This window comes from Collinsella aerofaciens ATCC 25986, from assembly GCF_964237925.1.
GTDB lineage: Bacteria > Actinomycetota > Coriobacteriia > Coriobacteriales > Coriobacteriaceae > Collinsella > Collinsella aerofaciens_BJ.
The window spans coordinates 24336-31135 of sequence record NZ_CAXSKI010000022.1; the positions used below are offsets into that span (position 1 = coordinate 24336).

7 protein-coding genes are annotated in these 6800 nt (G+C 57.9%); all 7 read right to left on the reverse strand.

Annotated features, from left to right (window positions below):
• Nucleotides 1-162 precede the first annotated feature (162 nt).
• The 7 genes from ACESWY_RS09275 to ACESWY_RS09305 all read right to left on the reverse strand — a co-directional run bounded on the left by ACESWY_RS09275 (nt 163) and on the right by ACESWY_RS09305 (nt 6639).
• Nucleotides 163-1341, reverse strand: a complete 1179-nt coding sequence (locus ACESWY_RS09275) for an acetate/propionate family kinase (RefSeq protein WP_006234305.1) — start codon at nt 1339-1341, stop codon at nt 163-165.
• 120 nt (nt 1342-1461) lie between these two features.
• Nucleotides 1462-2622, reverse strand: a complete 1161-nt coding sequence (locus ACESWY_RS09280) for an MFS transporter (RefSeq protein ID WP_373094170.1) — start codon at nt 2620-2622, stop codon at nt 1462-1464.
• Between the two features lie 119 nt (nt 2623-2741).
• On the reverse strand, nt 2742-3632 hold the full coding sequence (locus ACESWY_RS09285) for a LysR family transcriptional regulator (RefSeq protein WP_373094171.1): 891 nt from the start codon (nt 3630-3632) through the stop codon (nt 2742-2744).
• A gap of 41 nt (nt 3633-3673) precedes the next feature.
• Nucleotides 3674-4009, reverse strand: a complete 336-nt coding sequence (locus tag ACESWY_RS09290) for a histidine triad nucleotide-binding protein (RefSeq protein WP_373094173.1) — start codon at nt 4007-4009, stop codon at nt 3674-3676.
• Between the two features lie 49 nt (nt 4010-4058).
• Nucleotides 4059-4325 (reverse strand): exodeoxyribonuclease VII small subunit, encoded by a 267-nt coding sequence (gene xseB / locus ACESWY_RS09295; protein WP_006234311.1) that lies wholly within the window; start codon nt 4323-4325, stop codon nt 4059-4061.
• Nucleotides 4326-4367: 42 nt separating this feature from the next.
• On the reverse strand, nt 4368-5819 hold the full coding sequence (gene xseA, locus ACESWY_RS09300; RefSeq protein WP_373094175.1) for an exodeoxyribonuclease VII large subunit: 1452 nt from the start codon (nt 5817-5819) through the stop codon (nt 4368-4370).
• Nucleotides 5820-5934: 115 nt separating this feature from the next.
• The gene (locus tag ACESWY_RS09305; protein ID WP_368134869.1) at nt 5935-6639 is read right to left on the reverse strand and encodes a zinc metallopeptidase; all 705 of its coding nucleotides are present in this window, start codon (nt 6637-6639) and stop codon (nt 5935-5937) included.
• Nucleotides 6640-6800: the final 161 nt, after the last annotated feature.

Genomic DNA, 6800 nt, shown 5'->3' on the forward strand with positions numbered 1-6800 from the left:
AGACTCCTTTGCAGTGCAATACGGTCGACGCAGACCCCTTAAGGCGGCCGCATTTTAATAAGAAGTTATCATATCTTGATAAATAGCTATCAGAATGTCGCCCAACGAGCGCAAAAGAGGGGCTGAACGGCACTTGGTCGTCCAACCCCTCCCCTCTTGCAATTACTTGCCGTTGACGATGCGCTCGACGTCGGAGGCGATCATGAACTCCTCATCCGTGGGGATGACGAAGATCTTGACCTTGGAATCCTTGGCGGACAGGCACCAAGCGCCGTCGCCACGCAGGGCGTTACGGGCGTGATCCATCTTGACGCCCATAAAGGCCAGACGGTCGGCCACGCCAGCGCGAACGGCCGGAGCGTGCTCGCCGATGCCGGCGGTAAAGACCAGGGTGTCCATGCCGCACATGGAAGTGGCCATCTCGGCGGCCTTGGCGGCAATCTTGTAGACGAACATGTCGAAGGCGAGCTGAGCCTCGGGGTCGCCGGCAGCGGCGAGCTCCTCAACGTTGCGGCAGTCGTTGGTCTTGCCGCCGGTCACAGCCAAAAGGCCGGACTTCTTGTTCATCATCTCGTCGACCTCGTCGAAGGTGTAGCCGCCTTCGCGCTGCAGGTAGCACACGGTAGCAGGGTCGATGGAGCCGCAGCGGGTGCCCATCATGACGCCGTCGAGCGGCGTCAAGCCCATGGTGGTGTCCATGCACTTGCCGTCCTCGATGGCGCACAGGGAAGCGCCGGAGCCGATATGGCACACGACGACCTTGCGGGCCTCGCCGTTGGTCATCTCGGCAACCTTCTTGGAGATGTAGCGGTAGCTGGTGCCGTGGGCGCCGTACTTACGGATGTGTAGCTTGTCGCAGACGTCCTTGGGCAGGGCGTAGGTCTTGGCGACCTCGGGCATATTGAAGTGGAAAGCAGTGTCGTAGACCGTGACGTTGGGCAGGTCGGGATACTGCTCCAGGCAGTACTCGATAACGTTGGCCTCGGGGTTGTTGTGCAGCGGGGCGAGCGGAGCGACCTCGCGGATCTTGGCGAGGACGTCCTCGTCGACGAGGGAGGAATCGCCGAAGTACCAACCGCCCTGAACGATACGGTGGCCGATGCCCTCGATCTTGACGCCGTTGGCCTCGAGGTCCTTCAGGACGACCTCGATGGCGACCTTGTGGTCGGGGAACTCGATGTTCTCGGTCACCTTCTTGGAACCGTTGGCAGCGTGGGTGAAGGTACCGCCGGTAAAGCAGACGCGCTCGCAGGAGCCCTTTGCGGACACCTTGTGGGACTTGGTATCGATGACCTGATACTTAAGCGTCGAAGATCCTGCGTTGACGACCAGAACGTTCATGTGTCTCCCTACTAACAGGCGGTGTGGCGCCGCCAGGTTACATACGCTTCAATAATAAACCCAAACGCCCTCGCGCTCGGGTTTATTGCGTTGATATATAAGTTATCGGTGCCCAAATCCTCATGGCCTTTGACTTGTAAGACGAAAGAGCGCGGGGATATACACCAAAGAAGAAATCCCGAGCGCTACAAGCAATATGACTCGAATGCCCGCGATGCTGCTCAACGCAGCATTGAACAGATAGAAAAGGATGGCACCCACCGCCACCATCTGGCTTTGGACCGAAATCAGTGAACAGCGCATCGAAGAATCGACAGCATTTTGAAAAATTGAGTATTTAATTGGAGCAAATAACGAGTAAGCGACCGTCTGCAGTACATAGAACACGGGCAGCAAATAGACCGGAGTAAAGGGAATCAAAAACAGAGCAGTCAGGGAAAGGCGCACGATGCCGCAAATACGCGCAAAACGGCCCTTGTCGACATGAGCAATCACACTGGCCACAATAAGCCCCATGGAGGCCGAGGCAAGGAGCTGGACCGCAATGATCACACCCGAAGCGACGGCATTCATTCCGCGACCCGCAAGCAACAGTGAGAAAAAGTCTTCCAGGGCGACAAAAGCAAATGCCTGAGAACAGTCCATGATGAACACTGAACGAAGAATGCCGTTACGCGCAATAGCGGCACCGATCATCTTCGGGCTAATTCCACGCTTAGGTGTCGCTGCAGTGTCCCCTCTTCGCATCTCAGGAATGCAGACAACGACAACCAACGTCAACACCATTGCGATGATATCTGCCGAAAGACCAATGAGATATGCACCGACAGACGAAATGAAACCGCCCACGCAAGCGGAGATGGCATAAGAGGCATAGAAAACAAATCGCTCAACGACATTAAGTCTTACGAGCTGGTCCTGAGAGACGCTGTCAATGTAGATCGCTTCTATGGATCCGCTCACACATGCAACTGCAAATCCTTTGAGAGCAAACGTGCCGATTAAAAGCAGAGGAGAACGGGCGAAAAGTAGGGCGGCGTAGTATCCAAGCATTCCCACGACGCCAACGAGACCGCTTGTCTTTCGTCCAAACCTGTCAGCAATATAACCAGTAGGAACCTCAAGAATGAACTTACTCACTTGGTATGCAATCATCATGCTAGAAATCGCTACCATCGAGAATCCGACGAATTCAAGGTAAACCGTCAGAAAATACAAAATGGTGCTGAAGTTCGACAGAAAAACGAACGTCATATAAAGCAAAACCGTACGGTTTTTCATGCTCCGCCCTCCAAGAGCCAATAGCCCAAACCGAAATCTTGGAAAAGCATGAGGGCAAAGCCGTCAGTCATGTGTTACAAGGCGTCAACATTCACTTGACGCCACGAGGCCAAATGGCCTCACGAAGCGAGATGACGCAATAGGTGAAGAAATACCGTCTGGTGTCGATCGGTCCAGGCATTTTGTCGATAGCAAAAATAGATGGGCAAGGCCACGTCATGCGAGCCTTCAATGGAGCACTCGCTCACTTCCAGTCCATCTGTTGCGAGAGAAGAGCCAGAAAAACTCAATATCAATCCCCCGGCTTGAAGAAACTCAGCCTGCGCCCTGTTTCCGTATTCGACGTCGCGGAAGCGGAAATTAACCAGCTGAGCCTCGGGACATTGGTTGATTGCATTGAGACAGGGTGACAAATTAATGGGAACAGCCAGCCTGCCGCCCAGCAACTCACGAACGGTCATAGCACCCACAGATTGATGACCCGCTGGACACGAAAGAACCTTGAGCTCCTTTTCACCCAAGTATTTCGAAGAAAGGACGCTGTCCCTTGGTTCCTCAAATGAGATGGCCGCGTCCGAAATTCCAAGCACAAGTGATTCAAAGCATGTGGCCGTTGGCTGATGCCAAACATCAAGGTGAATCTGGGGGTGCGAGCTTTCAAACGAGTCGTACCAGTTTTCGGAAAAAAGACGCCCCCGCCCGTGAAGACAGGGGGCGTAAAGACGGAAGTGGCCGTCGGGCGAAACGCCGCCGTTCCCCGATTGAGCGTACTTTTTGAGATCGTCGACTTGTGCCAGGATTACGCGTGCACGACGCGCAAATTCTCTGCCCGCCGGAGACAAAACAGCCTCCCCCGCCGATCGGTCGAGCAAAACAATCTGATACTCAGATTCCAACTTTTTGATTGCCGACGAAACGGCCTGTGGGCTCACGTGAACGGCGCGAGCCGCTTTGCGCACGCCGCCGTAGTTCGCTACCGCTTGAAGGTATTCGAGTTGAGAAAGCTGCATAGGTTACTCCAAAGGCAGCCAAGGCGACGGGCTGTGCGTCCTCAGATGAGGTTCTCGCCCAGGTTCTTGCCGCCGAGGACGTGCATGTGGAAGTGCATGACGGTCTGGCCGGCATTGACGCCCTTGTTGGAGATGACGCGGAAACCGTCCTCCAGGCCCTTGGCCTTAGCGACCTCCTGGATGGCGTGGGCCATGGCGCCCATGGTCTCGGCAGGCACGTTGTCGGCGATGTCGCTGTAGTGCTTCTTGGGGATCACGAGCGCGTGGACCGGTGCCTGGGGGTTGAGGTCGTCGAAGGCGATGACCTGGTCGTCCTCATAGACAACGGTCGAAGGGATCTCGTGGTTGGCAATTTTGCAGAAGATGCAATCACACATGGTAGGTTCCTTTCTCACAGACCAAGGTAATTATATTTGGTCGGGATGGTTAGAACGAAAGGTTGTCGTCGGTGTTGGCGGCTTCGCCGTCGGCGAGCACGTCGTTGCCGTCGACGTCCTTAAGGAGCACCGAGACCTTCTGCTCGGCATCGGACAGGCGGGTGCGCAGGCTCTTGAGGAGCTCGACGCCGCGGGTATAGCTCTCAAGCGACTCCTCGAGCTCCATATCGCCCGACTCCAGGCTGCGGATGATGAGCTCCAGCTCTTGCGAGGCCTGCTTGTACGTAAGCTGCTCGACCGGGGTCTTCTCTGCCATATCTGTTTCCTTTCCTAAGGGTCTTTCACTGTGAAACGCGGTCTACTCGACCGCGTTGACGGTTGCCGACACGTTACCGTCCGCCATGCGCACGCGAATGGCGTCGCCGGGCTTAAAGGTCTTGGCGTTCGTAGCCACGCCATCATCGCTGTACGCGATGGAGTAACCGCGGGCAAGTACCTTAAGCGGCGACAGGGCATCGAGCGACGCGGCAGCTCGGCCCAGATCGGACGCGGGTTTGCTGAGCATCGTGCGCCCCTGATGCTCCAGACGGGAGCTCGCGAGCGTGAGCGCATGGCGCTTGCCATCGAGCCCCGAGGTGCTTGCGATCAAGCGCTCGGGCAGACGCTCGAAGTTGGAGCGGAAAGCCCCAACCGAACGCGTTATGGCGCCTGACAGACGATCGGCCGTCAGGGCAAGCTCGGACTCGCGACGCTCGACCATAAACGTTGGATCGTTGAGGCACGGGCGGCACGCGGCCGCATCGAGCGCGTCGCCCAGACGAGCCGTATAGGTGTCCCAGGCACGACGACCGCGCTGGTCGAGCATTTCCAGATCGACCTGATCTGACTCGATCATCGATGCCATCGCAGCACTCAGACGCTGATGACGTGTCTCGAGCACATCGGCCAGCTCCGTCATAGCCGGCGCCACCGATTCTGCCGCTGCCGTTGGCGTGGAGGCGCGACGGTCGCTCACCATGTCGCAGATCGAGGTATCGGGCTCATGCCCAATGCCCGTCACCACAGGCACGGGACAGGCTGCCACCGCGCGGGCAAGCTCCTCGTCGTTAAAGGTCATGAGGTCCTCGAAGGAACCGCCGCCACGCACGAGCAAAATGCAATCGGGCGCCGGCGTAATGGCAGCGGCGCGGCGCAAGCCTTCAATAAGCTCTGCCGGTGCACCCTCGCCCTGGACCTTTGCGCCCACGCAGACAAGCTCGACGAGCGGGTTGCGACGGCGCAGCGTACGCTTGACGTCGTCGATTACGGCGCCCGAAAGCGAGGTGACGACCGCCACACGCGAGCAAAACACCGGAATGCGACGTTTACGCGCTTCGTCCATCAGGCCCTCGCGACGCAGCTTTTCGGCCAACTGAGCCACCTGCTGACGCAGCAAGCCCTCCCCCGCCAGCGAGAACGAGCGGGCGACGAAGCTCATGCGACCCGTAGGCTTGTAGAGATTGAAGCTACCCTTAAAGCTCACCTGCATGCCGTCGCGCAGATCGAAGGTGCGCTTAAGGTAGGCGCCCTTCCAGATGATGCAGTCGACGGCCGCCGAGTCGTCCTTGATTTGGAAGTAGCAGTGGCCGCTTCGGGCATTGGGACCGCGGAAACCCGTGACCTCGCCCAAAACGCTCAGCTGCGGAATGGCATCGAGCGCACCGGCGGCGATCTCCACCGCCTGGCTCACGCTGAGCTCTTTGCACTCCTGCTCGTCCGATCCGTCGAACTCGGCGGAAACGGTATTGCCGGTCAAATTCCAGCCAGCCACGCAGCCTCCTTTCGTCATCGTGCACACGGGCTCCGGCCCTGCGCAAATTCAAGTCCAACACATAGTACAGCGCCGCTGGGACACGAATCCCCGCGGCGCCTGCCTGTCCCGTTTGCTATCGGTTGGAGTTTCTGTTGTAGCGAGCCATCAGGTAGAGCAGCTGAATAATCGAGGTGAGCGCCGCCGCCACGTAGGTAAGCGCAGCTGCCGTCAGCACCTTCCTGGCACCGCTAACCTGCTTGGAACTCATGCCCGACTGCTCGATATACGCCACGGCGCGGCGACTGGCATCGATCTCGACCGGCAGCGTAACCAGCTGGAACAGCACGCTAAACGAGAAGAAGACCAGCGCGAGGGTCGTGAGCCCCGCGATGTTCATGAACAGGCCCATGAGCAGCACGATCGTCCAGGTGTTCTGGGTAAAGTTGACGACGGGGACTAAAGCGGTGCGTACCTTCATCATGGCGTAACCGCTTTGGCGCTGGGCGGCATGGCCCGCCTCATGGCAGGCCACGGCAACGCTTGCGACCGACCCGCCCGAGCGGTTGGCATCCGACAGATACAGGTTGTTATCCTGCGGGTTGTAGTGGTCGGTGAGCTCGCCGGCAACGCCCTTGATGCCCACGGCGCTACAACCGTTGGCATCGAGCATGCGGCGAGCGACCGTGGCACCCGCGTCGCCGTCCGAGCGAACCTTGGACCAGGTCTTATATGTCGAGTTGATATAGCTCTGCGCGGCAAGGCCAAGCACCGTGCAGACAAGAACAACCAGCAGGTACAGCGGGTCAATGCCAAAGCCGTATCCATAGTAATAGGGCATGCGAATTCCTCCGAATCGAGTTACACGTTGGAGGCATTCTACCCATTCGACTGACCAGCAAATCAACATCGATGTTTTGGCAATGTCAGACACTATGACCCAATCCAGGGGCACGGAAACGACAGGAGCCCCCGCTCGTGACCGCGGGTCGGGGCTGCGAC

What these genes read in the sequence shown, in the direction of transcription:
- ACESWY_RS09275 (WP_006234305.1), bottom strand. Translation starts at nt 1,341, where the DNA reads ATGAACGTTCTGGTCGTCAACGCAGGATCTTCGACGCTTAAGTATCAG.
- ACESWY_RS09280 (WP_373094170.1), bottom strand. Translation starts at nt 2,622, where the DNA reads ATGAAAAACCGTACGGTTTTGCTTTATATGACGTTCGTTTTTCTGTCG.
- ACESWY_RS09285 (WP_373094171.1), bottom strand. Translation starts at nt 3,632, where the DNA reads ATGCAGCTTTCTCAACTCGAATACCTTCAAGCGGTAGCGAACTACGGC.
- ACESWY_RS09290 (WP_373094173.1), bottom strand. Translation starts at nt 4,009, where the DNA reads ATGTGTGATTGCATCTTCTGCAAAATTGCCAACCACGAGATCCCTTCG.
- xseB (WP_006234311.1), bottom strand. Translation starts at nt 4,325, where the DNA reads ATGGCAGAGAAGACCCCGGTCGAGCAGCTTACGTACAAGCAGGCCTCG.
- ACESWY_RS09305 (WP_368134869.1), bottom strand. Translation starts at nt 6,639, where the DNA reads ATGCCCTATTACTATGGATACGGCTTTGGCATTGACCCGCTGTACCTG.